Annotated in this window: 21 protein-coding genes; 17 read left to right on the forward strand and 4 right to left on the reverse strand. The window is 62.6% G+C overall.

Annotation, left to right across the window (positions count from 1 at the left end):
- Positions 1–10: 10 nt before the first annotated feature.
- The 6 genes from LPJGGPFB_RS31575 (at position 11) to LPJGGPFB_RS31600 (ending at position 5,215) form a co-directional block, all read left to right on the forward strand.
- Positions 11–1,048, forward strand: a complete 1,038-nt coding sequence (locus LPJGGPFB_RS31575; RefSeq protein WP_173423866.1) for an ABC transporter ATP-binding protein — start codon at positions 11–13, stop codon at positions 1,046–1,048.
- Positions 1,045–1,899, forward strand: a complete 855-nt coding sequence (locus LPJGGPFB_RS31580) for an ABC transporter permease (RefSeq protein WP_173423867.1) — start codon at positions 1,045–1,047, stop codon at positions 1,897–1,899. Before LPJGGPFB_RS31575 ends, LPJGGPFB_RS31580 begins: the two co-directional genes overlap by 4 nt.
- Positions 1,896–2,696 carry an ABC transporter permease gene (locus tag LPJGGPFB_RS31585; protein WP_173423868.1) on the forward strand — a complete coding sequence of 267 codons (801 nt, stop codon included), beginning with the start codon at positions 1,896–1,898 and terminating at the stop codon, positions 2,694–2,696. The genes LPJGGPFB_RS31580 and LPJGGPFB_RS31585 overlap by 4 nt, the downstream gene beginning before the upstream one ends.
- On the forward strand, positions 2,693–3,472 hold the full coding sequence (locus tag LPJGGPFB_RS31590; RefSeq protein WP_173423869.1) for a carbon-nitrogen hydrolase family protein: 780 nt from the start codon (positions 2,693–2,695) through the stop codon (positions 3,470–3,472). Before LPJGGPFB_RS31585 ends, LPJGGPFB_RS31590 begins: the two co-directional genes overlap by 4 nt.
- A 105-nt stretch (positions 3,473–3,577) precedes the next feature.
- On the forward strand, positions 3,578–4,531 hold the full coding sequence (locus LPJGGPFB_RS31595; RefSeq protein ID WP_173423870.1) for a ring-cleaving dioxygenase: 954 nt from the start codon (positions 3,578–3,580) through the stop codon (positions 4,529–4,531).
- A gap of 120 nt (positions 4,532–4,651) precedes the next feature.
- Positions 4,652–5,215, forward strand: a complete 564-nt coding sequence (locus LPJGGPFB_RS31600) for an NADPH-dependent FMN reductase (protein WP_173423871.1) — start codon at positions 4,652–4,654, stop codon at positions 5,213–5,215.
- 290 nt (positions 5,216–5,505) lie between these two features.
- Here the strand turns inward: LPJGGPFB_RS31600 and LPJGGPFB_RS31605 are convergent, their stop codons facing one another.
- The gene (locus tag LPJGGPFB_RS31605) at positions 5,506–7,059 is read right to left on the reverse strand and encodes a VOC family protein (protein ID WP_173423872.1); all 1,554 of its coding nucleotides are present in this window, start codon (positions 7,057–7,059) and stop codon (positions 5,506–5,508) included.
- A gap of 95 nt (positions 7,060–7,154) precedes the next feature.
- Positions 7,155–8,012, reverse strand: a complete 858-nt coding sequence (locus tag LPJGGPFB_RS31610; protein ID WP_173423978.1) for an SDR family NAD(P)-dependent oxidoreductase — start codon at positions 8,010–8,012, stop codon at positions 7,155–7,157.
- A gap of 210 nt (positions 8,013–8,222) precedes the next feature.
- On the opposite strand from LPJGGPFB_RS31610, the gene LPJGGPFB_RS31615 reads away from it, so the two are divergent.
- The gene (locus LPJGGPFB_RS31615; protein ID WP_173423873.1) at positions 8,223–8,978 is read left to right on the forward strand and encodes a Crp/Fnr family transcriptional regulator; all 756 of its coding nucleotides are present in this window, start codon (positions 8,223–8,225) and stop codon (positions 8,976–8,978) included.
- Between the two features lie 79 nt (positions 8,979–9,057).
- On the opposite strand, the gene LPJGGPFB_RS31620 is transcribed toward LPJGGPFB_RS31615, so the two are convergent.
- Positions 9,058–9,570: a Dps family protein gene (locus LPJGGPFB_RS31620; RefSeq protein ID WP_173423874.1), complete on the reverse strand. Its 513-nt coding sequence runs from the start codon at positions 9,568–9,570 to the stop codon at positions 9,058–9,060.
- 271 nt (positions 9,571–9,841) lie between these two features.
- Between LPJGGPFB_RS31620 and LPJGGPFB_RS31625 the strand changes: the two genes are divergently transcribed.
- The 4 genes from LPJGGPFB_RS31625 (at position 9,842) to LPJGGPFB_RS31640 (ending at position 15,708) form a co-directional block, all read left to right on the forward strand.
- Positions 9,842–10,228, forward strand: coding sequence for a response regulator (locus LPJGGPFB_RS31625; protein ID WP_173423875.1), 387 nt, complete (start codon positions 9,842–9,844; stop codon positions 10,226–10,228).
- Positions 10,229–10,430: 202 nt separating this feature from the next.
- Entirely contained in the window at positions 10,431–11,534 is a 1,104-nt protein-coding gene (locus LPJGGPFB_RS31630; RefSeq protein WP_173423876.1) for an efflux RND transporter periplasmic adaptor subunit, read from the forward strand.
- The gene (locus tag LPJGGPFB_RS31635; RefSeq protein ID WP_173423877.1) at positions 11,531–12,613 is read left to right on the forward strand and encodes an efflux RND transporter periplasmic adaptor subunit; all 1,083 of its coding nucleotides are present in this window, start codon (positions 11,531–11,533) and stop codon (positions 12,611–12,613) included. The genes LPJGGPFB_RS31630 and LPJGGPFB_RS31635 overlap by 4 nt, the downstream gene beginning before the upstream one ends.
- A complete protein-coding gene (locus LPJGGPFB_RS31640) occupies positions 12,610–15,708 on the forward strand; it encodes an efflux RND transporter permease subunit (RefSeq protein ID WP_173423878.1) in 3,099 nt (1,032 codons plus the stop codon). The genes LPJGGPFB_RS31635 and LPJGGPFB_RS31640 overlap by 4 nt, the downstream gene beginning before the upstream one ends.
- Positions 15,709–15,745: 37 nt before the next feature.
- Here LPJGGPFB_RS31640 and cysQ read toward each other — a convergent pair whose 3' ends face one another.
- Positions 15,746–16,522: a 3'(2'),5'-bisphosphate nucleotidase CysQ gene (gene cysQ / locus LPJGGPFB_RS31645; protein ID WP_173423879.1), complete on the reverse strand. Its 777-nt coding sequence runs from the start codon at positions 16,520–16,522 to the stop codon at positions 15,746–15,748.
- A 228-nt stretch (positions 16,523–16,750) separates the two neighbouring features.
- Here cysQ and LPJGGPFB_RS31650 point away from each other — a divergent pair, with 228 nt between their 5' ends.
- From LPJGGPFB_RS31650 to LPJGGPFB_RS31675, 6 genes are all read left to right on the forward strand, one after another.
- Positions 16,751–18,001, forward strand: a complete 1,251-nt coding sequence (locus LPJGGPFB_RS31650; protein ID WP_173423880.1) for a sarcosine oxidase subunit beta family protein — start codon at positions 16,751–16,753, stop codon at positions 17,999–18,001.
- 81 nt (positions 18,002–18,082) lie between these two features.
- Positions 18,083–18,361: a sarcosine oxidase subunit delta gene (locus LPJGGPFB_RS31655; RefSeq protein WP_173423881.1), complete on the forward strand. Its 279-nt coding sequence runs from the start codon at positions 18,083–18,085 to the stop codon at positions 18,359–18,361.
- Positions 18,358–21,327, forward strand: a complete 2,970-nt coding sequence (locus LPJGGPFB_RS31660) for a sarcosine oxidase subunit alpha family protein (RefSeq protein ID WP_173423882.1) — start codon at positions 18,358–18,360, stop codon at positions 21,325–21,327. The genes LPJGGPFB_RS31655 and LPJGGPFB_RS31660 overlap by 4 nt, the downstream gene beginning before the upstream one ends.
- A 10-nt stretch (positions 21,328–21,337) precedes the next feature.
- Positions 21,338–21,892, forward strand: coding sequence for a sarcosine oxidase subunit gamma (locus tag LPJGGPFB_RS31665; RefSeq protein WP_173423883.1), 555 nt, complete (start codon positions 21,338–21,340; stop codon positions 21,890–21,892).
- A 343-nt stretch (positions 21,893–22,235) separates the two neighbouring features.
- Positions 22,236–24,662, forward strand: a complete 2,427-nt coding sequence (locus LPJGGPFB_RS31670) for a GcvT family protein (protein ID WP_173423884.1) — start codon at positions 22,236–22,238, stop codon at positions 24,660–24,662.
- A 291-nt stretch (positions 24,663–24,953) separates the two neighbouring features.
- On the forward strand, positions 24,954–25,856 hold the full coding sequence (locus LPJGGPFB_RS31675; RefSeq protein ID WP_173423885.1) for a branched-chain amino acid ABC transporter permease: 903 nt from the start codon (positions 24,954–24,956) through the stop codon (positions 25,854–25,856).
- The last annotated feature ends 1 nt before the right edge of the window (position 25,857 follow it).

Raw genomic sequence — 25,857 nt, forward strand, 5'->3', positions numbered from 1 at the left:
CGGAGAGACAATGTCCGGACTTGCCCTTCAAAACGTCGTCAAGGAATTCGGGTCGTTTAGAGCCGTCAACAATGTCGAGCTCAACGTACCGCATGGGACGTTCGTCTGCATGCTCGGGCCTTCCGGCTGCGGCAAGACCACGCTTCTGCGCATGATTGCCGGCCTTGACCTGCCGACCGGCGGGGCGATCCGGCTCGATGGCGAAGACATCACCCATGTGCCGACGCATAAGCGCAATCTCGGCATGGTGTTCCAGTCGCTGGCACTGTTCCCGCATCTGACCGTCGGCGAGAACATCGCCTATCCCTTGCGCATCCGCGGTGCGGCAAAGGAGGACCAGAAGAAGCGGGTCGATGAGCTGCTGTCGATGATCCATCTCACCGGCTATGCCGACAGACCCGTTGCCAAGCTTTCCGGCGGCCAGCGCCAGCGCGTGGCGATTGCCCGGGCACTTGCGATTTCGCCCAAGCTTTTCCTGCTCGATGAGCCGCTTTCGGCACTGGATGCCAAGCTGCGCGAGGCGATGCAGGTGGAATTGCGCCAGCTGCAGCAGAAACTGGGGATCACCACCATCGTCGTCACCCACGACCAGCGCGAAGCGATGACCATGGCCGACACGGTCGTCGTCATGAACGGCGGCGAAATCCGCCAGGCCGCATCGCCGATCGAGATCTACCGCCGCCCTGCCGATAGTTTTGTCGCCGACTTCATCGGCCAGACCAATCTGCTCGAGGTGCAGGCCGACAGCGCGGGCCGCGTCGAGGTGCTGGGCCAGCCGATTGCCGGCCTCGCCTTGCCGGCGGGTGCATCCAAGGGAACGCTGTCGGTTCGCCCTGAAGACGTGCACCTGACGGCGCCGGGCGCCGGCGCGCTCTCGGGCAAGGTCACCTTCGTGCGCGATCTCGGCGGCACGATCGAAACCTTCGTCGACATTGCCGGCCGTCAGATCGTCGCGGTCTCGACGCCGCGCGCCCGGCCAGACGTCACCGTCGGCCAGGAGGTCGGTATCGCGCTCACGCCTGACGTTTGCGTGGTGCTGAAGAAATGAGACGCGAACCTCCGCAAAAACTCGGCGACTACGCGCCGCTTCTCTTTCCCGCGGCGATGCTGACGATCTTCTTCGTCGTCCCCTTCGGCACGATGATCGCCGTCAGCTTTTTCCAGCGTCTGCAGGGTGGTTTCTACACGCCGGCCTTCGTCTTCGACAATTATGCGCGCTTCCTTTCCGCTTTCTTCGGCGGCGTGCTCGGCTTTTCGCTGTTCCTGGCGATCACCGTCGCGATCTGCTGCGTCGTGCTGGCGCTGCCCTTCACCTACATGCTGACGCGCATGGGCCGGAAGGTGCAGGTGGTCTGGCTTGTGGCGCTGCTGTCGATCCTGTCGCTATCGGAAGTCATCATCGGCTTTGCCTGGTCGACGCTGTTTTCGCGCACCGCAGGGATCACCAACATTCTCGTGGCTCTCGGCATCATGAGCGAGGCAAAGGCACTGACGCCGAGCTTTGGCGCGGTGCTGACCGGCATGGTCTATCAAGCATTTCCCTATACGGTTCTGGTGCTTTTCCCGGCGCTCGTGCGGCTCGATCCGACCCTGACGGAGGCGGCCCGCACCCTTGGTGCGTCGCCGCTCAAGGCCTTTTTCACCGTCGTCGTGCCGGCGCTCAGAAACACCATCACCGCCACGCTGATCATGGTGTTCATCTTCGCGCTCGGCTCCTACCTGTTGCCGCAATTGCTCGGCCGGCCGCAGCACTGGACGCTGTCGGTGCTGATCACCGACCAGGCGATCTACCAGTCGAACATGCCTTTCGCTGCGGCGATGGCGGTGTTCCTGGTGCTGGTGACGCTTGGGCTCGTGGCGCTGACCGTGATTGCCGGACGCAAGGGAGAAGCGGCATGACCTCGATCTTCCGCAAGGCCTATTTCTTCCTGATCGGGCTGTTCCTGGCGCTGCCGATCATTGTCGTTGCCGGCGTCTCGGTCAACGCCAAGCAGACGCTGGCCTTCCCGCCACAAGGCTTTTCGCTCTCCTGGTACGGCGAGATCTTTTTCAATCCCGAATGGCGCAGCGCGCTGTTTGCCTCCGTTACGCTGGCGCTCTTGTCAGCGGCGCTCGCGGTTGCCATCGCGCTGCCGCTCGCCTGGTTCCTCTGGCGGCGCATCGCACCCTGGGCCAACATTTTCCAGGTGCTCGGCGTTGCGCCCTTCACGCTTCCGCCCGTCATCACCGCGCTTGGCATGCTCACCTTCTGGGCGACCGTCGGCTTTTACGGTCAGCCATGGACCGCGGTCGTCAGCCACGCGATCTTCTTCGTCACCCTCCCGCTGGTGACCTTGTCGCTCGGCTTTACCTCTATCGACCGGTCGCTGGTCGAGGCGGCCTCGACGATGGGCGCCGACGAGCGCACGATCTTCCGCACCGTCGTCCTGCCGCTGATCCTGCCTTACATAGTCTCCGGCTACGCCTTCGCCTTCGTGCTCTCGCTCAACGAATACATCGTTGCCTACATGACGGTCGGCTTCACCATGGAAACATTGCCGATCAAGATCTTCAACGCGCTTCGCTACGGCTACACGCCGACGATGGCATCGGTGACCGTTCTGTTTGTCACCACCGCCGCCGTGATCTTCGGTCTCGTTGCCCGTTTCGGTGACCTGCCGAAGCTGCTTGGCGCCATGTCATCGGACGGAAAATGATGAAACTCGCCGCTCTCCAGATGCAATCGGCCTGCGGCGACGTTGCCGCCAATCTCGACCGCCTCGCGCGGGCGGCAAGGGAAGCGGCGTCGAAGGGCGCGACGCTTTTGTTGACGCCGGAACTCGGGCTCACCGGCTATGGGGCGGGGGATGCGATCCGCGCTCTCGCCGAACCGATCGATGGACCGATCGTCCGACGCCTGCTGGAGATATCGCGGGAAACCGGTATCGCGCTGATCGCCGGGTTTGCCGAGCGGGACGGGGACGTCGTCTATAACAGCGCCGTCCATGTTGATGGTGATGCGAAGCCGACGGTCTACCGGAAATCGCATCTCTATGGCGACTACGAGCGCTCGCATTTTGCGCCGGAGAGACCGTCGACGAAGCTCTTCGTCCATCGCGGCGTCACCTGCGGCATGCTGATCTGCTACGACGTCGAGTTTCCGGAGAATGTGCGTCGGCTGGCCCTGGCCGGCGCCGAGGCCGTTCTGGTGCCGACGGCGCTGCCGGCCGGATGGTCGGGAACCTTCATCGCCGATCACATGATCCAGACACGGGCCTTCGAGAACCAGGTCTTCGTGGCCTATATCAACCATTGCGGTTCCGATCCGCTGTTTTCCTTTGCCGGCCTGTCGCGCATCGCCTCTCCGGACGGACAGGTGCTGGCAAAGGGCGACGCGGCCCATGAAACGCTGATGTTTGCCGATATCGAGCCTGCGAGCTTCGCGGTCTCGCGGCTGGAAAATACCTATCTCGGCGATCTGAACCGTGCCTGAGATCGTTCCCCGGGGAAGAACAATCCGTTCTTGATTGTCTCCTTTTGATAGTGCCGTGCCGACCCATATTGTGCTCAACGGAAAAGCCACACATTGGAGGCAATCATGAGCTTGCAACTGACGGGTATTCATCATCTGACGGCGATCACGGCGAATGCGCCGGAGAACCTGCGTTTCTACACCAAGGTTCTCGGGCTGCGGCTGGTCAAGAAGACCGTCAACCAGGACGATACCACCGCCTATCACCTGTTTTACGCAGACGGCCAAGCCACGCCCGGCACGGACCTGACCTTCTTCGACTGGCCGGTTGGTCGCGAAGGTCGCGGTACGCACAGCATCTCGCGCACTGGCCTGCGGGTCGGCAGCGCCGACAGCGTTCGCTGGTGGAAGGGACGTCTCGATGAGATGAAGGTGACTGCCGGCGACGTCAGTGACATCGATGGCCGCACCTCGCTCGACTTCGAGGACGGCGAAGGCCAGCGTTTCCGGTTGATCGACGATGGCGGACTTTCGCCCTCGCACCCCTGGGAAAAGAGCCCGGTTCCCTCAGAGCACCAGATCAAGGGACTTGGTCCCATCACTATCAGCGTGCCCGACATCACCAACACCGAACTGGTGTTGACGCAGGTGATGAACATGACTGAGGCGAGACGCTATCCGTCGCCGGATGGTGAGGGCGAGGTTCATGTGTTCTCGATGGGTGAGGGCGGTCCGGCGGCCGAACTGCACGTGGCTGTCCAGCCGGGCCTGCCGATTGCCCGCCAGGGCGCCGGCGCCGTGCATCACGTCGCCTTCCGGGCACCGGATACCGACGCGCTGACGGCGTGGACCGAGCGCCTGCAGGGCTTCCGCCTGCCGTCGAGCGGCGAGGTTGAACGCTACTATTTCCGCTCGCTCTATTTCCGCGAGCCGAACGGCGTGCTCTTCGAGATCGCCACCGACGGGCCTGGTTTTGCCGTCGACGAACCGATGGAGACGTTGGGTGAAAGCCTGTCGCTGCCGCCGTTCCTGGAGCCGAAGCGGGCCCAGATCGAGGCGCGGCTGAAGCCGCTGGAATAATGATGAAAAACAGAAAGCCGGGGCTCGTCCCCGGCTTTTTCGTCTATATCCCACTGATCCCATTGGCTTTCCCGCCGTGCCGACCCATGATGGCGGCAACGCGCAACAAGGGCTCAGATCATGGTGAAAATCCTCGGCATTTCAGGAAGCCTCAGGAAGGCGTCGTTCAACACCGGCCTGATGCAGGCGGCGGCAGTTGACGCGCCCGATGGTGTCGAATTCGAAACCGCGACGCTCCACGGCATTCCGCTCTATGACGGCGATGTCGAGGCAAAGGACGGAATCCCTGAAGCGGTCACCGGCCTGAAGCAAAAGATCATGGCCGCCGATGGCGTGATCCTGTTCACGCCCGAATACAACAACTCGATGCCCGGCGTCTTCAAGAACGCGATCGACTGGCTGAGCCGGCCGTCGGCCGATATCGCCAAGGTGTTTCGCGGCCGGCATTTTGCGCTTGCCGGCACGTCGCCGGGCAATTTCGGCACGATCCTCAGCCAGAATGCCTGGCTGCCGGTCATGCGCACGCTTGGCGCCGAACTCTGGTCGGGCAAACGGCTCATGCTGCCGCGGGCGGAAACCCTGTTTGACGAGAATGGGACGCTGAGCGATGCCGAAGCCGGCGCTAGGCTGCGCGCATTCGTCAAAGCTTTTGCGGACTTTGCGGGGGCGGAGAGCAGTCGTTAGGAGCTGCAGTTATAGGGCGGCTTTATTTAGGTGCGGCCATGGAAACAACCCATCTCCTGCTTTTTACGCTCTTCCTGACGCGAGCCGCTTCGCACTTTCTGCAAGAAATGCTCTCGCGAAAAACCAACGTTTGTGATCCTCGGGCTTGACCCGAGGATCCATCATTGTTGCGCCTAACCGATCTTCGTGTGGCCGCCAGCATATGGATGCTCGGGGCAAGCCCGAGCATGACGGAGGGTGCGGAGCGGCCGCGGCGATGGCACCGGAAACCGCCGGCTGATTGGGAACCCTCAGGCGCCTTTTTCTTCCAACCACTGCTGGATGGCGGCGATGTCGGGGGCGCCGATCTCGTGGCCCATGTCCAGGTCGAGGGTTGTCACGTTCGCCCCGGTCTTGCCAAGCTCCGCCTTGAGCCGTGGCGCGAACTGGCCGTAACCGTCGGTCTTGCCGGTCAGAAGCAGGATGTTGGTGCCGGCGAGATCCGGCGCCGGCATATCGTCCAGCACGAGCATCGAGCGCATCAGCACCACGTTCCGGATCAGACCGGGATGCAGCGTCATCAGCGCGACCAGCAGGTTGGCGCCGTTCGAATAGCCGATGAACACGACCTTTGACAGATCGATACCGTAGCCGTCGCGCGCGCCTTCGAGAAAGGCAGCAAAGGCATCGGCTTCGGCGCGCGCGTCCTTCTGGTCGAAGGTGGTCGAGGAATAGCGCCTGAACCAGCGCGGCGAGCCTTCTTCGGTGGAGCGGCCGCGAACGCCGAGTAGCGTGGCTTTATCGTCAACCTGATGGCCGAGGTGCAGCAGTTGCGTCTCGTTGCCGCCGCTGCCGTGCAGAAGCACGAAGGTGCGGCCGTCGGGCGTCTCCGGATGATAGAAGCGGTGAACGAAGGGCAGGTCGCGCTCCGTCAAGCGCGGCTCGCCCGGCAGCGCGAATTGCGGCAGGCTGACCAGCGTTTCCGCGGTGCGATCGGCGAAGTGGGCCGGGATGAACAGCTGCGTGCCGAGCGTTTCCTTCGGTTCATCCAAGGTGAAGCCGGGTTTGTCCGTGGCAAATTCGTAGAGCGAACCGCCGGGTTCGCGGGCGTAGAGCGAATAGAAGTACTTGCGATCATGGGCGTTGACGGTGGCATCGTCGCGCTTCAGGTCGTCGCGAACCTTCAGCACGGTTTCCTTGTCGGGGGCGCGAAAGGCGATGTGATCGATCGTGCCGGTGCCGGGTGCTGCGGTCCAGAAGCCGGTGGCGTCGCGCACGTCGATAATGTCGCCTGATTGCGAGGTAAAGCGACGGATGGTGTCGGTGGCGCCGGTTTCGACATAGCCGAAATGCTCGGCGAGGAAGCGGGCGGAGTCGGCCGGCTGCTCCGTCAGGATCGTCGCGCCGCGCAGGCGCCGGATGGCGTCCGCTTCGGGAATGTCGCGCGTGCTCCAGGGCGAGGCTGCCGAAAGAGTGGCCGTTCCAACAAGCTTGACGATGACACCGTCCGGGTCCTTCAGCCGCAGTACCGGCTCGCCGAATTCCTGGGCCGGACCAGAGATCTTGATGTTGTGCTGCAATGCGCGCGTCAGCCAGAAGCCGATGCTTTCAGGCGCGATGGCAAAGGCGATTTCGCTCGGCTGGCCGTGGCCGACGCGGCCGGGTGCGCCGTCTTCCCACATCAGGAAAGTGACAAGCGAGCCGGGGGACCCTTCGGCGTCGCCGTAGAAGAGATGGAGCTGGGTCGCATCCTCGTAGCCGCCGGTCCGCTTGACGAGGCGCAGGCCGAGAAAGCCGACGTAAAAATCGACGTTCGCCTGCACCTTGCGGGCAATCAGCGTGATGTGGTGGATGCCGCTCGTCATGTGTCGTCTCCCGATATGATGCGCTCACAAACCACATGCAGGTCATCCGCGCCAGAACCCCGGCGGAGAACGCTGTGTTCAACGCGGGCGGAAAATCAGTTCCGGTCCTTGGAGAGGAAGGCCTTGAAGGCATCGGCAAAATCCGGATGCCAGCGCGACAGCGGCGGTCGGTTCTCGACGATGTCGCCGGCCGCCCACAGGATGCGCTTCTCGTCGGTGGACCTCACGACTTCGTTGTCAGGGCAGAGAATATAGAAATCGCCGCGCTCCAGGCTTTCCATCATGAAGTCGACGGTCTGATCCGGCGTCCAGGCACTCTCGGGCTTTTCCGTGCGGCCATTGGCGGTGAGCGACGTATAGACGAAACCGGGAATGAGCAGATGGGCGTGGACCTGTCCGCCGGCGATGTTGCGCAGGTCATGTTCGAGCGCCTCGGTGAACGCCTTCACGCCGGCCTTCGAAACATTGTAGGCGGGATCGCCGGGAGGCGTGGTGATGCCCTGCTTCGAGCCGGTGTTGATGATCACGGCCGGTTGCCCATGGGCAGTCATGTGCGGCGCGAAGACGCGCGAACCATTGATGACGCCCCAGAGATTGACGGCGAGCACCGCCTCCCAGTTTGCCTGCGGACCGAACATGGCGCTGCCCGGCTGAATGCCGGCATTGTTCATCAACACGTGGACGGACCCGAAGCGCTCGCGCACGGCGTGCAGCAGCGCTTCGATATTCTCAAGGCGGGAGACATCGGTGGGAATGGCGACAACGTACGTCGTGCCATGCGGCGAAAGCTCGGAGACCTCGGCTGCGGCTTGCGCCAGGCGTTCACCCTCGAGATCGGCTAGCACGACGCGCATCCCGAGCCGTGCGAAGCGGCGGGCGCTGGCAAGGCCGATGCCGGAGGCGGCACCGGTGACGACGGCAAGGTGATCGGCGGCAAAGGCGGGATGAGACATGGCGGCGGCTCCAGCGGGCAGGATCTGACGCAAGAGATAGGGCACGACCTGATGGCTGTCCATCGTCACAGGACATGCCTGAAACAATGAAGCACCTGAAATCTATCCGTTTTTGGCAGGGCAAACCTTGCCGCCCCGTCGGTGCACGCTAGTTCCGATCAGGACCTTGGTAGCCGAAGTGGCCTGCCGCAACATGTATCGGATGGATTGATGGCCGGAACGGCAACCCGCAACGACAAACGTATCCCCTGTGAAAGCTGTCCCTTGCGCAAGCTCGATCACTTCAGGGCATTTACCGCGGACGAGCTGGCTTTCATTTCGGAATTCAAGACCGGCGAACTCGCGGTCGACAGCGGGGCGACGATCCTGGTGGAAGGCTCGCACAGCGCCCATCTTTTTACGGTGCTGACCGGCTGGGGCTTTCGCTACAAGATGCTCGATGATGGCCGCAGGCAGATCCTCAACTACATCATGCCCGGCGATCTCGTCGGGTTGCAGGGCAGCCTGATGGGGGAAATGCAGCACTCGATCGAGGCGCTCTCCCCCGTCACGCTCTGTGTGTTCGAACGCGGCAAGCTTAATCGGCTCTACAGCAGCTATCCCGACCTCGCCTACGATCTGACGTGGATTGCTGCGCGCGAAGAGCGCATCCTCGACGAGAACCTCTTGAGCATCGGGCGGCGGTCTGCGCTGGAGCGCGCCGCCTATCTCATCGCCTTCCTTTACCAGCGCGCCAAGGCGCTCGACCTCTTCAACGGCAGCCGCGTGGCAATCCCGATCACCCAGCAGCACGTGGCCGATACGCTCGGCCTTTCGATCGTCCACACCAACAAGACGCTGAAGAAGCTGGCCGAGCGCGGCATGATCCGTTGGGCCGACAAGGGCTGCAACGTTCGCGACATCGACGGCCTGCTGGCAATCGCCGGCTGGGAAGGTTTTAGTGAGACCAAGCGGCCGTTGATCTGACACTTTGCCGGGTAGACGCAAGACGCAAGGAGCCCCGCCGGATGGCGGGGCTCCACTTGACGCGTCATGGTTGACGATGTCAGGCGGCGACGATCGCTCGCAGCATCCACAGTGCCTTTTCGTGGAAGGTGAGGCGATCGGTCAGCATGTCCGTCGTCACAAGGTCGTCATTCTCATCGGCTTTCACGCCCGCTTCGCGCATGCGCCGCACGGCTGCCTCGTGGTCGGCAATGAGGTCTGCGACCATATCGGCCGCCGTCGTGTGGTTGACCGACGCGCTCGCCGGAGCGAACTGGTTGGCCTCGCCGAGCTTTGCCGGAGCGAGATGGCCAAGCGCACGGATGCGTTCTGCAATGATGTCGGTCGCCTTGAACAGGGTATTGTAATGCTCTTCGGTCAGCTCATGCAGCGGCTTGAACAGCGGGCCGACGACGTTCCAGTGGTAGATGTGGCTCTTGATGACGAGCTTGTAGGTGTCGGCGAGAATGTCGGAGAGGGCGGCCGCCATCTGCTGGCGATAGGCTTTCTTCAGCCCGATGTCGAATTCCTCGTCCTTGACCTTCGGTTTCAGCACGGAGGCTGCCTGTGCCATGATCTTTCTCCAATCGGTTTCGGAAATTCATCCTGGGTGTCGAGACGCGGCCGCGATTGCGGCTTTCGGCCGTCGATGCGCCGCGTGCTATTGAACGCCCCGCCGAGCACCTTGTTCCTTCGTTTGCCAGAGTGAGGATGCGGCAAAATCGCTGACCGTTTCCAACATGTCTTTTTTAAATGCCGGGTGGTTTCGCGGGGGGTATAGATCAAGGTTGATTGCGGCGGCTGCTCCTGCGGCCGCCGCATGGTTCTCGCGAAAGGTGGACCGAATGCCAACGATCGAGATTCCACCGTCGATCAGAACTGTGCTCGTTCTGGAAGACAATTTCATCATCGCGATGGATGCGGAGGAAATCCTGACATCCATCGGGATCTCCAACGTGCAGATCGCGACCAACGCTGAGCAGGCGATGCAGCTCATTTCGGCACAGACGTTCGATTTCATCATGCTCGATGTCAATCTCGAGAATGAGACGAGCTTTGCGGTTGCCGACGCGATCATTGCCCGCGGCATATGCTTCGGCTTTACCAGCGGCTACGGCGATGCGGAGATCTTTCCGGCGCATCTGCGCGGCGTCCCCAGGATCGACAAACCGTTCAACGAGAGCTCGATCGGTAATCTGATCGCCACGGCCACCAGGCGCGAGGGCGTTTAGCCGCCGCGCCCTGTGTTTCTTCACCGCGTGTGTCGAGCAGCGCCGCCACCATCGGTCGCAGCGCTGTTTGCAGACTGAGGACTTCCAGACACCGGCCAAGTATGCGACTTTGTTGGCATCCTCGCGACGAAGGCGAGGCGCATCTTGTCTGTTGGCGGGCATTCGAAAATGCCTCGATCAATGCTGGAGCCGGGTGGAGCGTATGGCGCAATTCACATGCAGCGTGCGGCACTGTGGTTGGGCAATCGTGCTCGCCTCGACGATCTTGCTGGCCTCGTGCGAGAAGCAGGAGGCGGAAGCCGCAAGGCCGGAAACAACCGTTCGGATCGTTGAAGCGGCGCTCACCGATTACCAGCAGACCGTCACCCTGACCGGTGAAGTCGTGGCGCATGTGCAGGCGAACCTTGCCTTTCGCGTTAGCGGCCAGGTGACAGAGTGGTTCGCGGATGTCGGCGCCCATGTCGAGGACGGCGAGCTTCTGGCGAAGATCGATCCGCGCGAGCAGGAGGCCGATGTTCAAGCGTCCGAAGCGGCGGTAAAGGCCGCAGAAGCGCAATTGCGGCAGGCCCAGGCGACATTGACCCGGCAGAACACCCTGATGACGCAGGGCTTTACGACGCGCCGTGATCTCGACCAGGCCGAGACTGCCGCGCGCACGGCGGCAAGTGCTTTGGACGCCGCCAATGCGGAACTCGAGAGTGCGCGCACCGCTCTTTCCTACACCGAATTGCGCTCGAGTGCCGCGGGGATCGTTACCGTCCGACATGCCGAGGTGGGACAGGTCGTGCAGGCGGCGCAAACCATGTTCTCCGTTGCCAAGGACGGTCCGCGGGACGCCATCTTCAATGTTCACGAGGGGTTGTTGTTCATGAGGCCGGCGAGCGAGGATGTGACACTGGCGCTGGTCAGCGACCCCTCGGTCACGGCGATCGCTCGCGTGAGCGAGATCTCCCCGACGATAGACGCCAAGGCCGGCACGGTGCGGGTGAAGCTGGCGATGCAGGAGACGCCGGAGCGCATGACGCTCGGTTCATCGGTGACCGGTGTCGCCCGTTTCGAGCCGGCCAAGGTCATCGCGCTGCCGTGGACGGCGCTCACTGCCGTCGACGGCAAGCCAGCGGTCTGGATCGTCGATCCCAGCGACAGCACGGTCAGCCTCAAGCCGATCGAGGTCAAGTCCTATGAAAGCGGCCGGGTGCTCGTCGCTTCCGGGCTTTCGGTCGGCGAGAAGGTCGTGGCGGAGGGCGGCAAATTCCTGCGCCCGGGCTTGGTGGTGCATGCGGTGGCTGAGGAGCAGGCGAAATGAGCTGGTCGAGAACCCCGCACCTGGTCATACCGATTGCCGCATTGCTGCTGCTGGTCGGATGCCAGAAGGAAGAGGAACAGGTAACCGAGGTCGCTCGTCCGGTGCTATCGATGGTCGTCAGCCAGCGCGTCGACGCGGCTGCGAGCTTTGCCGGAACGGTGCAACCGAAGGTCCAGACGGAGCTTGGCTTCCGGGTTATCGGCCGGCTCGTCGCCCGTGATGTGACCGTCGGCGATGCGGTGATCGCGGGCGCCGAGCTTGCGGCCCTCGATCCGACTGCCTTCGAACTGGCCCTGCGGTCGGCAAAGGCCGACCAGGCAAGTGCCGAGGCAACCCTTGCCAATGCGGCTGCCGCCGAGGAGCGGCTCACCGCTCTCTTGAAGACTGATACTGAATCCCAGGCCACAGTCGACAGTGCCCAGCAAGCGCACGAGGCGGCGCAGGCATCGCTGATAAGGGCAACGGCGGGGCTGGCGAAGTCCGAGGAACAGCTCTCCTATACCAAGCTGAAGTCCGATTTCGACGGCATCGTTACGGCGACCGGAGCTGAGGTCGGCCAGGTGGTGTCGGCCGGCGAGATGGTCGTGACCGTTGCAAGGCCCGGCGAGCGCGACGCGGTCGTCGACGTGCCCGACGGCATCGCGCTGTTTCCGATCGGCACGCCGTTCTCGGTCGCGCTGCAGATCAATCCGGATCTCAAGGTCAATGGCACGGTGCGCGAGATCGCGCCGGCCGCCGACCCGGTCACCCGAACCCGGCGCGTGAAGATCGCGCTCGACAATCCGCCTGTCGGGTTCAGGCTGGGAACGACTATTACCGCAACGCGACAGGGCGCCGAGCATGAACTCATGCTCATTCCGTCGACTGCGGTGTTCGAGCGGGAAGGGAAGAGTTTTGTCTGGATCGTCAATGAACAGGGCGGTGATGTCACGGCACGGGAAGTTGAAATCGGCGCCGATGCCGGCGGCCTGAGGCCGGTGACCTCAGGGCTCAAGCCGGGAGAGCGCATTGCCACCGCGGGCGTGCACAGCCTTGAGGAAGGCCAGAAGATAAAGATTTCCGACGGAGCGCGTTCATGAAGAAGTTCAACCTTTCGGACTGGGCGCTCGATCACAGCTCGATGGTCTGGTACTTCATGATCGTCTTCGTCGTGCTCGGCATTACGTCCTATGTCGAGCTCGGCCGCGAGGAGGACCCGTCCTTTACCATCAAGACGATGACGATCTCGGCCGCCTGGCCGGGTGCGTCGGTCGAGGAAACCACGCTTCAGGTTACCGAGCGCATCGAGCGCAAGCTCGAGGAACTGGAATCGCTCGACTACACCAAGAGCATGACGACGCCGGGCCAGACGCTGGTCTTCGTCAACCTGAAACCGGAGACGAAGGCGCGCAATGTGGCGGCGACCTGGGTCACGGTTCGCAACATGATCAACGACATTCGCGGGGACTTTCCTTCGGGTGTCATCGGGCCTGCCTTCAACGACCGCTTCGGCGACGTTTTCGGCAACATCTATGCCTTCACCGGCGACGGGCTGACGCCGCGGCAGCTGCGCGACTATGTCGAGGATGCGCGCCGCGATATCCTGACGGTACCGAATATTGGCAAGGTCGATCTGATCGGCGCGCAGGACGAGGTGATCTACCTCGAGTTTTCGCCGCGCCAGCTCGCAGCCCTCGGCATCAACCAACAGCAGGTGATCGAGACGCTGCAGGCACAGAATGCGGTCTCACCCTCTGGCGTCATCCAGACCGAAGGTGAGCGCGTCAGCATTCGTGTCGGCGGCCAGTTTTCATCGGAAGAAAGCATCCGTTCGGTCAACCTGCAGGTCAATGACCGATTTTTCCGTCTCAGCGACATTGCCACGATCACCCGCGGCTACGTCGATCCGCCCTCCGCCCTTTTCCGCTTCGAGGGCAAGCCCGCGATCGGGCTGGCGATCGGCATGAAGCAGGGTTCCAATCTGCTCGATTTCGGCAAGGCGGTGGAGCGGAAGATCGAGCGCCTGGAGCAGAGGTTGCCTGTCGGCGTCGACGTTCACCTCGTGTCCGACCAGCCGCTCGTGGTCGAAGAGGCGGTCTCCGGCTTCACGCAGGCGCTGTTCGAAGCGGTGATCATCGTTCTTGCCGTCAGCTTCGTCAGCCTTGGCATGCGCGCCGGCCTGGTCGTGGCGCTTTCCATTCCGCTGACGCTGGCGATCACCTTCGTTTTCATGTCCTATTGGGGCATCTCGCTGCAGCGCGTTTCGCTCGGTGCGCTGATCATCGCCCTCGGCCTGCTGGTCGACGATGCGATGATTGCGGTGGAAATGATGGTAGCGCGGCTGGAGGTCGGCGATTCGCTGCGCAAGGCGGCGACCTACGTCTACACTTCGACAGCCTTTCCGATGTTGACGGGCACGCTCGTTACCGTTGCCGGTTTCATCCCGATCGGCCTCAACAACAGCGCGGCCGGCGAATTCACCTTCACCTTGTTCGTCGTCATCGCCATTTCTCTGCTCGTCTCGTGGATCGTTGCGGTGATCTTCGCGCCGCTTCTGGGCGTCACCATCCTGCCGAAGACGATGAAGCAGCATGCCGGAGAAAAAGGCCGGATCGGGCGGCTGTTTTCCAGGCTTCTCGATCTCTGCATGCACTGGCGCTGGACCACGATCATCGCCACCGTCGCCGTCTTCTGCCTTTCGGTCTTCGGCATGGGTTTCGTCCAACAGCAGTTCTTTCCCTCATCCGACCGGCCTGAGATCATCGTCGATTGGTCGCTGCCGCAGAATTCCTCGATCGAGGAAACCAACGCACAGATGGCGAAGTTCGAGAAAGAGAAGCTTGCCGGCAACCCGGATGTGTTGCGCTGGTCGAGCTATGTCGGCGAGGGGGCTGTGCGCTTCGTCCTATCCTTCGACGTTCAGCCGCCGCACCCCTCCTTCGGCCAGATGATCATCGTCACCAAGGGGCTCGACGTCCGCGACAAGGTGCGCGCCGACTTGCAAGCCTATCTCAAGCAGACATTCCCGGGAACGGACGCTTACGTGAAGTTGCTCGACATCGGCCCGCCGGTCGGTCGGCCGATCCAGTATCGCGTCAGCGGGCCCGATATCGAACAGGTGCGTAAGCATGCGCTCGATCTCAGCGCCGTGCTCGGCCGCAACCCGCAACTGGGCGAGATCGTTTTCGACTGGAACGAGCCGGCGCGCATGATCAAGGTCGACGTGCTGCAGGACAAGGCGCGCCAGCTCGGCGTGACCTCGCAGGATATCGCGAATGCCCTCAACGGCATTGTCGGGGGAACGACAGTCACACAGGTGCGCGACGACATCTACCTGATCGACGTGATCGGCCGGGCGCGCGACTCCGAGCGGCAATCGATCGAAACGCTGCGCGATCTCCAGCTTCCCGGCGCCAACGGCAATTCCGTGCCCTTGGCGGCTGTTGCCAACTTCCGCTACGAAATGGAGCAGCCGGTCGTCTGGCGCCGTTCGCGCCTGCCGACGATCACGGTCAAGGCGGCGATCAACGGTACGGCACAGCCCTCGACGGTTTCGGCGCAGCTGGAAAAGGACGTGGCGGCGTTTGGCGCCGGGCTTCCGGACGGTTACAGGATCGAGATCGGCGGCACCATTGAGGAAAGCGCCAAGAGCCAGGCACCGATCGTCGCCGTCGTGCCCCTGATGCTGTTTGTGATGGCGACGATCCTGATGATCCAGCTGCAGAGCTTCTCGCGACTGTTCCTGGTCTTTGCCGTGGCGCCACTGGCGCTGATCGGCGTCGTCGCGGCGCTGCTTCCAAGCGGCGCACCGCTCGGCTTTGTCGCGATCCTTGGCGTGCTGGCGCTGATCGGCATTCTCATCCGCAACTCGGTCATCCTCGTCGTGCAGATCGAGGATCTGCGCAAGGAGGGGGTGGCCGCCTGGGATGCGGTGCGCGAGGCGACCGAGCATCGCATGCGGCCGATCATGCTGACGGCCGCAGCCGCAAGCCTCGGGCTGATCCCGATCGCGCGGGAAATCTTCTGGGGGCCGATGGCCTATGCGATGATGGGCGGCATCATTGTCGGAACGGTGCTGACGCTCCTGTTCCTGCCGGCGCTTTATCTCGCCTGGTTCCGTATCAAGCCACCGGCAGAAGATGGCGGTGCAGATGGAGAGACGACGCGAAGCGATGGCGAGGCGGTGCCGGTCTAGCGTTCCGACCCCGCCATGATGCCCACCGGCGTTGATCTCAGACCTTGCCGCGCGAGACGAACCAGGGGTTGGCGAAATCGCTGTCGTTCTTCTGGTTGCGCTTGCCGTAGGTGAGGGGCGTGCCTTCCATCGTCAGCGTTTCGCCGCCTGCCGCGCGCAGGATGGCATCGCCGGCGGCCGTGTCCCATTCCATCGTGCGGCTGAAGCGCGGGTAGACGTCGGCAACCCCTTCGGCCAGCAGGCAGAACTTGAGCGACGAGCCGACGGCCTCGTAGTCGGTGATCCCATGTTCGGCGAGATAGGCGACGGTCTCGGTGCTGTTGTGCGAGCGGCTCGCCAGCGCCACCAGCCGGTCGCCGCGGATTCGACAGCCGATCACGGTTTCCGGCTCGACCAGAAATGTCTCGGAGACCACCGATTTCAGCGCTTTGCCACCGCTCGCGGCGTAGAGGATGCCGAGCGCTGGCGCGTAGACGACGCCAGCAACCGGCGCGCCGTTTTCGATCAGCGCGATGTTGACGGTGAAGTCGTTGTGGCGACCGATGAATTCCTTGGTGCCGTCGAGTGGATCGACCAGGAAGAACGACTTGCCCGCGATTTCGGGGATCGAACCGGCAGCCACCGATTCCTCGGCGACGACAGGAATATCAGGAAAGGCGGCCGCGAGATCGGCCAGGATGATGCGCTCCGCACATTCGTCGGCATCCGTCACCGGCGAACAGTCGGGCTTGTAAAGCACCTCCGGGCCGGAGTGGTAGATGTCGAGAATGGCGCGCCCGGCGGCAATCGCGGATTTTTTGAGAATGTCGAGCATTGCTTGTCGTCTTTCAGGACTTTCTCGCGCCATAGCACACTCCGCGGCTGAAGTTGCCCATAGTTTTCGACGGTTCGCGCGAAATGTCCTCTCCCAGGCGCGTGTGCGAAAAGTTTTCGGCGGTTGCGGCAAAAGGCCGGCTTGATTTTTGCGACCGCGAGAAGCTTGCATCTTTGCTCCTCGCGCCGGCTGTGCAAATGTGCCGACGCAACTGAACTGGATGCCTTCATGCGTTATTCCGCATTCTCGATCGTCAGGAACGCCCTTTCCGGAAACCTGAACTGGAAGCCGCAATGGCGGCAGCCGCAGCCGAAATCCCATTATGACGTGATCATTGTCGGCGGCGGCGGCCATGGCCTTGCGACCGCCTACTATCTCGCCAAGGAATTCGGCGTGAAGAACGTCGCGGTGCTTGAGAAGGGTTATCTCGGATCGGGCAATGTCGGCCGCAACACCACGATCGTGCGCTCCAACTACATGCTGCCCGGCAACGAGCCGTTCTACGAGTTTTCGATGAAGCTCTGGGAAGGGCTGGAGCAGGACCTGAACTACAACGTCATGCTCTCACAGCGCGGCGTGATCATGCTCTACCACAGCGACGGCCAGCGCGACGCCTATGTCAGGCGCGGCAATGCGATGTGGATGGAAGGCGTGTCCGCCGAGCTGATCGAGCGCGAACAGCTGAAGAAGATGATCCCCTTCCTCAATTACGACCATGCGCGCTACCCGATCCTCGGCGGCCTTCTGCAGCGCCGCGCCGGCACGGCCCGCCATGATGCCGTCGCTTGGGGTTATGCCCGCGGCGCCGACCAGCACGGCGTCGATATCATCGAACATTGCGAAGTCACCGGCATTCGCCGCGAAAACGGCGTCGTTACCGGCGTCGAAACGTCGAAGGGTTTCATCGGCTGCGGCAAGCTGGCGCTGGCGGCTGCCGGCAATTCTTCGCGGGTCGGCGAGATGGCGGACCTGAAGCTGCCGCTTGAAAGCCACGTGCTGCAGGCCTTCGTGACCGAGGGGCTGAAGCCCTGCATCGATCACGTCATCGTCTATGGCGGCGGGCATTTCTACATCTCGCAGTCGGACAAGGGCGGGCTGGTCTTCGGCGCGGAGATCGACGGCTACTCGTCCTATGCCCAGCGCGGCAACCTGGCGACTGCCGAACATGTGATGGAGGAGGGGGTATCGATGATCCCTGGCCTGTCGCGTGTCCGGGTGCTGCGCGCCTGGGGCGGCGTCATGGACATGAGCATGGATGGCTCGCCGATCATCGACCGCACCTCGATCGACAACCTCTACCTCAATTGCGGCTGGTGCTATGGCGGCTTCAAGGCGACGCCGGCGTCCGGCTATTGTTTCGCGCATCTGATTGCCAGGAACGACACCCATCCGGTGGCGCGCGCCCTGCGGCTCGATCGTTTCGCGCGCGGCTACGCGGTCGACGAGGCCGGTGCCGGCCCTCAGCCGAACCTTCACTAGAGCGGCGTCTGTCGGGTGGCGACCATCCGGCAGTCCGGGAATATGAGCGAGCCGCGTTGAGGCTCCAGGATACGGAAGACAATGGCAAGCCTGATCACCTGTCCCCATTGCGGGGTCCGCCCGAAGGAAGAGTTCGCAATCCGCGGCGACGCGTCGCTCGTTCGACCGGCGCCCTCGGCATCGGATGAAGCCTGGCATGACTATGTCTATGTCCGCGCCAATCCCCGGGGCCGGACGGTCGAGCATTGGCATCACGTTGCCGGCTGTCGCCGTTTCCTTGTTGTCGAGCGCGATACCGTCACTCACGAGGTCTATTCGGTTGTCGATGGTGCTGCCGCGGCGAGGGAGGCACAGCGATGACCGCCTATCGCCTGTCCTCCGGCGGCCTTGTCGATCGCAGCAAGGTCTTGAGCTTCACCTTCGACGGACGGCCGCTGCGCGGATTTGCCGGCGATACGCTTGCCTCCGCACTCCTTGCCAACGACCAGCTGCTGGTCGGCCGCAGCTTCAAGTACCACCGGCCGCGCGGCATCGTCAGCGCCGGGCCGTCGGAACCGAATGCGCTCGTAACCCTCGGTTCGGGCGCCCGCAGCGATCCGAACACCAAGGCGACGGTCGCCGAGCTTTATGCCGGTCTGACGGCGAAGAGCCAGAACCGCTGGCCCTCGCTCGGTTTCGATGTCGGCGCGGTCAACGGCCTGCTTTCGCCGTTTCTTGGCGCCGGCTTCTACTACAAGACCTTCATGTGGCCGAAGCAGCTTTGGGAAAAGCTTTATGAGCCGGTGATCCGGCGGGCAGCCGGTCTCGGGCGGGCCGTGCTCGAACGCGACCCGGAGAGCTACGAAAAGTCCTGGGCCTTTTGCGATCTGCTCATCGTCGGCGGCGGCCCCGCGGGGTTGATGGCTGCCCTGATCGCCGGCCGCGCCGGTCTTCGCGTCATCCTTGCCGACGAGGATTTTCGTCTGGGCGGATCGCTTCTGTCGGAAACGGAAACGGTTGACGGTTCGCCCGCATCGGCCTTTGCCGAGCGGGTCGTCGCCGAATTGCAGTCTCTCGACAACGTCACGCTTCTGTCGCGAACCACTGTCTTCGGCTGGTATGACGACAATGTCTTCGGTGCCGTCGAGCGGGTGCAGAAACATGTCGCCGACCCCTCGGCCAAGCTGCCCACCGAACGCGTCTGGCGCATTGCGGCCAAACGCGCCTTGCTGGCGACCGGCGCCGAAGAGCGACCGCTGGTGTTCGGAGGCAACGACCGTCCCGGCGTCATGATGGCCGGCGCCGTTTCGACTTACGCTGAGCGCTATGGCGTTTCCGCCGGCAAATCGGTGGCGATCTTCACCAGCGGCAGCAGCGGTTATCGCACAGCGCGTGGCCTGTCGGCTAAAGGGGTGACGATCTCGGCGATCGTCGACAGCCGTGCGGATGCGAGCGACGCGGCGCCCGATGGCGTGCGGGTGATCCGTTCCGGCGCGGTCGTCGACACCAAGGGCCGGCAGCGGTTGTCCGGCATTGTCGTCGAGCGCTCCGGTTTCGAGGAACTGATTGGCTGCGATGCGCTCGGCATGTCCGGTGGCTGGAGCCCGGTCATTCATCTCGCTTGTCAGCGCGGTGCCCGGCCGGTGTGGTCGGAGGAGCTGAAGGCATTCTCAGCGCCGAATGTCGGCAACGGCCTTCGTATCGTCGGATCCGCCAATGGTGTCTATACGCTTTCCGGCTGCCTGCGCGACGGCGTCGAGAAGGCGACGGCGATTGCCACCGAGCTGGGCTTCAACGCCGCAGCAGCACCTGTGCCGGTGACGGAGACGGAGACCGAGACCGAGGGAGAGCCTTCCTTCGCAGCCCTCTGGTATGTGCCGGGCGCCAGGTCGAAAGCCTTCGTCGATTTCCAGAACGATGTGCATGCCAGGGATCTCGGCCTCGCGCTGCGCGAAGGTTTTGGCCATGTGGAGCATGCCAAGCGCTACACAACCAGCGGCATGGCGACCGACCAGGGCAAGCTTTCCAACATCAATGCTGTCGGCATTCTCGCCGGTATGCGCGGTGTGAGCCCGGCCGAGGTCGGCACGACGACGTTCCGGCCGTTCTATACGCCGGTCTCCTTCGGCGCTCTTGCGGGCACATCCCGTGACGGCCATGCGACACCAACCCGCAAATCGCCCCTGCATGAATGGGCGAGGAAGAATGGCGCGACCTTCGTCGATTCCGGCCTGTGGTTCCGCTCGGCCTGGTTCCCGCGCGCCGGCGAAAAGACCTGGCGGGAAAGCGTCGACCGGGAGGTGCTCAATGTGCGCGCCAATGTCGGGCTCTGCGATGTGTCGACGCTCGGCAAGATCGAAGTTTTCGGGGCGGATGCGGCGGAGTTTCTCAACCGGCTCTACTGCAATCCCATGCTCAAGCTGCCGGTTGGCAAGGCCCGCTACGGACTTATGCTGCGCGAGGACGGCTTCGTCTTCGACGACGGCACCGTGAGCCGATTTGCGGAAGACCATTTCTTCGTGACGACGACCACCGCCATGGCCGGCGCCGTCATGTCCCATATGGACTATTGCGCGCAGGTGCTGTGGCCCGATCTCAAGGTCCGGTTCTGCTCGGTGAGCGATCAATGGGCGCAGATGGCGATTGCCGGACCGAAGGCGCGTGACGTGCTGCAGCAACTGATCGACGAGGACATCTCGGAAGCGGTTTTCCCGTTCTTGGCGGCGCGTTCAATGGTGCTTCGCGGCGGCATCAATGCCCGGTTGTTCCGCATCTCGTTTTCCGGCGAACTCGCCTTCGAGCTGGCCGTTCCCGCCGGTTATGGCGAGGCGGTGGCCGAGCAGATCATGGAGGCGGGGCGGGCGCATGATATCTGCGCCTACGGCGTCGAGGCGCTGAACGTTCTTCGGCTCGAAAAAGGACTTCTGACCCATGCGGAATTCGACGGCCGGGTGACGCCCGACGATGCCGGGCTCGGGCGCATGTTTTCCGCGCAGAAACACGATTTCATCGGCAAGCACCTGTCGGCGCGCTACGGCCTGACAGCAGCAGACCGCATGCAGCTTGTCGGTCTGAAGCCTGTCGATAAAGACAAGGACATGCGTGCCGGCGCTCATCTTCTCAAGGAAGGCATGAAGCCGTCGACGCTCAACGATCAGGGCTGGGTCAGCTCCGCCGGCTACTCGCCGGTGCTGGGGCAGCACATCGCGCTTGCCTTCCTCAAGTCCGGGCGCGAGCGCTACGGCGAAAAGATCGTCGTCTGGGACAAATTGCGCGATCACGAGGTCGTCGCCGAGGTCTGCGATCCGGTGTTCGTCGATCCCGAAAACAAGAAGCTGAAAGCCTGAGGAGGCGCTGATGGTTCGCGATTACAACAACCGCCACGCGCTCGACCAGAAGCTGCGCGGTGCACCGAAGCCCGCGCATGCGGATCACCTCGAAGTCGGCCATTGGCAGGCGATTGCTACGGTGCTCGCCCATGTCGGGCTGGACGCGGCGGTGGAGCGGGCGCTTTCGTCGACGCCTGACCTGTCGCTGCGTTATTGCGGGCCGGGCGAGTGGCTGGTGGTGTCCGGCGTCGACACGCCTGTCGGGCTCATGCGCCGTCTCGACATGCTGTGCGGCACGCAGGCGCATGTGGTCGACCACAGCGACGGCCGCGTTCTCATGCGCCTTTCCGGGCCGTCGGCGCGGCAGATCCTTGCCAAGGGCATTGGCGTTGATCTTCACCCTGCGGCCTTCGTGCTCTGCGGCAGCACCAACGTGCTGTGTGGCCATATTGCCATCAACCTGGCGCGCACCGGTGAGGATGTCTTCGAGCTGATCGTTTCGCGCAGCTTTGCCGAATCGTTGTTCGAGGACCTGATGACGATGGGTCGTCCGTTCGATCTTTCGGCTGCTTTCTCCGAATAGCGCCCAGGACCGAAGTTCGATTCGGTTTTCGGTCCTGGGCACCGCGTTTTAGATCTGCGAGCGACCTTTGCACGTCCGGACGGACGTGCGGCGCTCTAAAAACAAATGCGGCATCGTATGCCGCATTTGGGTCGCCGATCCGCCAGCGGATGGCGGAAACGGACAAGCGTCCTTCGCAGCCACGTCTTTATCGCAGCCGTCTTTCTGACTAGGCTTCTGCGTGTTCGCCACTTGCCGTTCCAGTACAGGAGCGGACCTCGGCGGACGGCAGTCGTGCCTGATCCTTTTCCCTTGAAAACTGAGCCGCGTACCACCCGGATGCGCGGGAAAGCGGAGTGCGCGCATGAAAAGCCATGCCAGAGTCGTCGTCATCGGTGGCGGCGTTGTCGGTTGCTCGATCCTCTATCACCTGACGAAGTTCGGCTGGACCGATGTGGTGCTCCTGGAGCGGTCGGAGCTGACCTCCGGTTCGACCTGGCACGCGGCCGGCGGCATGCACACGATCAACGGCGACCCCAACGTCGCCAAGCTGCAGAAATATACCGTCGAGCTCTACAAGGAGATCCAGGACTATTCCGGCCAGGATATCGGCCTGCACATGACCTCGGGCATGATGCTGGCTGCGACCAAGGAGCGTTTCGACTGGATGAAGTCGATCCTCGCCAAGGGCCGTTACATGGGGCTCGAGGCCGAGCTGCTGACGCCGAAGGAAGCGCATGACCTGATGCCGCTGCTCGACCCCGATCAGTTCGTCGGCGCGGTGTTCGACCCGGTCGAGGGCCATCTCGATCCCTATGGCACCACCCATGCCTATGCCAAGTCGGCCAAGAAGAATGGCGCCGAGATCTACCTGCACACCAAGGTCGAGGATCTGGTGCAACGCGAGGACGGCTCCTGGCGCGTCATCACCAATCAGGGCGAGATCATCGCCGAGCATGTGGTCAATGCCGCCGGTCTCTGGGCGCGCGAGGTCGGGCGCATGGTCGGGCTGGAGCTGCCGGTGCTGGCGATGGAACACATGTACCTCATCACCGAGGACATGCCTGAAGTCATCGAGTTCAACCAGACGCGCGGCAAGGAGCTGATGCACTGCGTCGATTTCGACGGCGAGATCTACCTGCGTCAGGAACGTCAGGGCATGCTGATGGGTACCTATGAGAAAGCCTGCCGCCCGTGGTCGCCGGTGACCACGCCCTGGGATTTCGGCCATGAACTTCTCGCCGAAGATATCGACCGCATTTCGCCGGAACTCGAAGTCGGTTTCCGGCATTTCCCGGCTTTCAACAAGGCCGGCATCAAGAAGGTCATCAACGGCCCCTTCACCTTTTCGCCGGACGGAAACCCACTGGTCGGGCCGGTTAGGGGCTTGCGCAATTTCTGGTCGGCCTGCGCCGTCATGGCTGGCTTCAGCCAGGGCGGCGGCGTCGGACTGGCGCTTGCCAACTGGATCATCGAAGGCGATCCGGGCTTCGATGTCTTCGCCATGGACGTGGCGCGCTACGGCGATTTCGCCACGCTTGCCTATACCAACGCCAAGGTTCGCGAGAACTATTCGCGCCGCTTCTCGATCCGCTATCCCAACGAGGAACTGCCGGCAGGCCGGCCGCTGTTGACGACGCCGATCTACGACAGGCTGAAGGCGGCCGGTGCTGTGTTCGGCGCGTCCTATGGCCTGGAGACGCCGCTCTGGTTTGCGCCCGCCGGTGTCGAGGATCACTTCTCCTGGCGCCGCTCGACCGATTTCGACACGGTCGGCGATGAAGCCCGTGCGGTGCGAACCTCGGTCGGGCTGATGGAAACCTCGGGTTTTGCCAAATACGAGATCAAGGGAGGTGGGGCGCAAGCCTGGCTCGACCGGATGCTCGCCTGCCGTATCCCGGCGAAAGGCCGGATGTCGCTGGCGCCGATGCTGAAGGATGACGGCAAGCTGATCGGCGACTTCACGCTTGCCAGGCTTGGCGAGCAGGATTTCCTTCTTATCGGCTCCGGCATCGCCGAGGATTACCATATGCGCTGGTTCGAGGCGCATCTGCCGGACGATGGCTCGGTCTCGATCCGCCCGCTGAAGCTTGAACTGGTCGGTCTGTCGATCGCCGGGCCGAAGGCGCGGGACGTGCTGGCGGCGCTGACCCATCTCGACGTCGGTGATTCGGCCTTTGCCTTCATGGACATTCGCCGGATGGATCTCGGCATGGCGCCCGTTGTCGTCGGCCGCGTCAGCTATACCGGCGATCTCGGCTACGAGATCTGGATGAAGCCGGAATATCAGCGCTACCTGTTCGATCTGATTCTGGAAAAGGGGGCTGCATCCGGCATCCGGCTGTTTGGCCTTCGTGCCCTGAACGCGCTGCGGGTCGAAAAATCGTTCGGCAGCTGGTCGCGCGAGTATCGGCCGCTCTACGGTCCGCTGGAGGCCGGGCTCGATCGGTTCGTGGCGCTCGGCAAACCCACGGATTTCATTGGAAAAGCGGCGGCAATCGCCGAGAAGGCCGAAGGCGGGCGGCTTCGTTTGCGCACCTTCCTGATTGAGACACGCGATGCCGATGTCATCGGCGACGAACCGATCTACTTCGACGGCGCCGTGCGTGGCTGGGTGACGTCGGGCGGCTATGCCCATGCCAGCGGCGTGTCGGTGGCGCTCGGCTATGTGCCCAAGGAGATCGCCGATGAGCAGGGGGGCTGGGCGATTGAACTGCTCGGCGAGATCCTGCCGGCGCGGCTGCAACCCTACCCATTGTTCGACGCAAATGGTCAACGCATGCGTGCTTGAGGAGGTCGGATCGGCAAGATGGTCTTGTTGCTTGCCGATTCATCCACAGACGGGATTGCACGCGGTTTTAGACTAAAGTTGACTATTGCGCAGGCGAGACGTGCATTTTTTTTGTTTTTTTTGACTTCAAAAGCGTCAAATCGATTTTATCGGCGAAGATTTTGCCGGTCCCACGTTTTTTAGCTTTTCTTTTCGTTTGAAAGAGGTATGGAATCGATCAAACAGAACGCTCAACAATGAGCTCAAAAAACAAGAGACCGGACCTTATGGATCTGGTCCAGGGGAAGATTGATGGAGTATTTCGTCCAGCAGCTCGTCAACGGGCTGACTCTTGGGTCTATTTATGGTATGATCGCAATTGGTTATACCATGGTCTACGGCATCATTGGCATGATCAACTTCGCCCACGGCGATATCTTCATGCTCGGCGGTTTTGCCGCTTTGATTGTCTTTCTGCTTCTCACAACATTCATGGCCGGCATACCGGTTGTACTTGCCCTGCTGCTGATGATGGTCGTCGGCATGCTGACGGCAGCGCTCTGGAACTGGACGATCGAGAAGGTGGCCTACCGGCCGCTGCGCGGATCGTTCCGGCTCGCCCCGCTGATCACGGCAATCGGCATGTCGATCGCATTGTCGAACTTCATCCAGGTCACGCAGGGACCGCGCAACAAGCCGATCCCACCGATGGTTTCCTCGGTTTACGAGGTGATGGGCATCACGGTTTCGCTGAAGCAGATCATCATCATCATCATCACGGCGATCCTCTTGTCCGTGTTCTGGTACATCGTCAACAAGACGCCACTCGGGCGGGCCCAGCGCGCGACCGAACAGGACCGCAAGATGGCGGCATTGCTCGGTGTCGACGTCGATCGTACCATCTCGGTGACCTTCATCATGGGCGCGGCACTCGCTGCCGTCGCCGGCACCATGTACTTGATGTATTATGGTGTGGTCGTCTTTACCGACGGATTTGTTCCAGGGGTCAAGGCCTTTACTGCGGCAGTTCTTGGCGGCATCGGCTCCTTGCCGGGCGCTGTTCTCGGCGGGCTGCTGATCGGCCTCATCGAGTCCCTCTGGTCCGCTTATTTCACCATCGACTACAAGGATGTTGCGACGTTCTCCATTCTCGCAATCGTCCTGATCTTCAAGCCGTCTGGCATACTCGGACGACCGGAAGTCGAGAAGGTATAAT

This window comes from Ensifer adhaerens, assembly GCF_013283195.1.
In the GTDB taxonomy this organism is placed as follows: domain Bacteria; phylum Pseudomonadota; class Alphaproteobacteria; order Rhizobiales; family Rhizobiaceae; genus Ensifer; species Ensifer adhaerens_G.

Excerpts from the sequence above, each read along its gene's own strand:
- LPJGGPFB_RS31575 (WP_173423866.1), top strand. The coding sequence starts at position 11 with ATGTCCGGACTTGCCCTTCAAAACGTCGTCAAGGAATTCGGGTCGTTT.
- LPJGGPFB_RS31580 (WP_173423867.1), top strand. The coding sequence starts at position 1,045 with ATGAGACGCGAACCTCCGCAAAAACTCGGCGACTACGCGCCGCTTCTC.
- LPJGGPFB_RS31585 (WP_173423868.1), top strand. The coding sequence starts at position 1,896 with ATGACCTCGATCTTCCGCAAGGCCTATTTCTTCCTGATCGGGCTGTTC.
- LPJGGPFB_RS31590 (WP_173423869.1), top strand. The coding sequence starts at position 2,693 with ATGATGAAACTCGCCGCTCTCCAGATGCAATCGGCCTGCGGCGACGTT.
- LPJGGPFB_RS31595 (WP_173423870.1), top strand. The coding sequence starts at position 3,578 with ATGAGCTTGCAACTGACGGGTATTCATCATCTGACGGCGATCACGGCG.
- LPJGGPFB_RS31600 (WP_173423871.1), top strand. The coding sequence starts at position 4,652 with ATGGTGAAAATCCTCGGCATTTCAGGAAGCCTCAGGAAGGCGTCGTTC.
- LPJGGPFB_RS31605 (WP_173423872.1), bottom strand. The coding sequence starts at position 7,059 with ATGACGAGCGGCATCCACCACATCACGCTGATTGCCCGCAAGGTGCAG.
- LPJGGPFB_RS31610 (WP_173423978.1), bottom strand. The coding sequence starts at position 8,012 with ATGTCTCATCCCGCCTTTGCCGCCGATCACCTTGCCGTCGTCACCGGT.
- LPJGGPFB_RS31615 (WP_173423873.1), top strand. The coding sequence starts at position 8,223 with ATGGCCGGAACGGCAACCCGCAACGACAAACGTATCCCCTGTGAAAGC.
- LPJGGPFB_RS31620 (WP_173423874.1), bottom strand. The coding sequence starts at position 9,570 with ATGGCACAGGCAGCCTCCGTGCTGAAACCGAAGGTCAAGGACGAGGAA.
- LPJGGPFB_RS31625 (WP_173423875.1), top strand. The coding sequence starts at position 9,842 with ATGCCAACGATCGAGATTCCACCGTCGATCAGAACTGTGCTCGTTCTG.
- LPJGGPFB_RS31630 (WP_173423876.1), top strand. The coding sequence starts at position 10,431 with ATGGCGCAATTCACATGCAGCGTGCGGCACTGTGGTTGGGCAATCGTG.
- LPJGGPFB_RS31635 (WP_173423877.1), top strand. The coding sequence starts at position 11,531 with ATGAGCTGGTCGAGAACCCCGCACCTGGTCATACCGATTGCCGCATTG.
- LPJGGPFB_RS31640 (WP_173423878.1), top strand. The coding sequence starts at position 12,610 with ATGAAGAAGTTCAACCTTTCGGACTGGGCGCTCGATCACAGCTCGATG.
- cysQ (WP_173423879.1), bottom strand. The coding sequence starts at position 16,522 with ATGCTCGACATTCTCAAAAAATCCGCGATTGCCGCCGGGCGCGCCATT.
- LPJGGPFB_RS31650 (WP_173423880.1), top strand. The coding sequence starts at position 16,751 with ATGCGTTATTCCGCATTCTCGATCGTCAGGAACGCCCTTTCCGGAAAC.
- LPJGGPFB_RS31655 (WP_173423881.1), top strand. The coding sequence starts at position 18,083 with ATGGCAAGCCTGATCACCTGTCCCCATTGCGGGGTCCGCCCGAAGGAA.
- LPJGGPFB_RS31660 (WP_173423882.1), top strand. The coding sequence starts at position 18,358 with ATGACCGCCTATCGCCTGTCCTCCGGCGGCCTTGTCGATCGCAGCAAG.
- LPJGGPFB_RS31665 (WP_173423883.1), top strand. The coding sequence starts at position 21,338 with ATGGTTCGCGATTACAACAACCGCCACGCGCTCGACCAGAAGCTGCGC.
- LPJGGPFB_RS31670 (WP_173423884.1), top strand. The coding sequence starts at position 22,236 with ATGAAAAGCCATGCCAGAGTCGTCGTCATCGGTGGCGGCGTTGTCGGT.
- LPJGGPFB_RS31675 (WP_173423885.1), top strand. The coding sequence starts at position 24,954 with ATGGAGTATTTCGTCCAGCAGCTCGTCAACGGGCTGACTCTTGGGTCT.